Below are 276 nucleotides of genomic sequence, written 5' to 3'. Positions count from 1 at the left end.
ATTTGGAAGTATGTATAAAGCCTTAAGAAGTGATATAGTTGAGGGCAAAATAAAAGATCCAAGAGATATAGATTCTACTTATGAAAGCAGAAGAGAATTTGATCATCATAGGGGAGGGTATTATAATGGTATGGTAAATGCTTATGGTTATGATATTCCAAATGATCGGAGTGAAGAAAGTGCACAATTAAGAATAGATTCTATGATATTAACTGCCAAACTAGCAGCCCTAACTCCTCCTCAAGGCTATCCTAATGCCCCTTATTATTTTACCCC

General features: G+C 35.1%; 1 pseudogene. It reads left to right on the top strand.

The window, feature by feature from the left end:
• A pseudogene (locus AJN60_RS00005) lies at positions 1–276 on the top strand (hypothetical protein); the annotation flags it as partial.

The organism is Campylobacter sp. BCW_4323 (genome assembly GCF_001763115.1).
Taxonomy (GTDB): Bacteria; Campylobacterota; Campylobacteria; order Campylobacterales; family Campylobacteraceae; genus Campylobacter_D; species Campylobacter_D jejuni.
The sequence above is the reverse complement of the archived record's forward strand: the minus strand, read 5'-3'. Positions and strand labels throughout refer to the sequence as shown.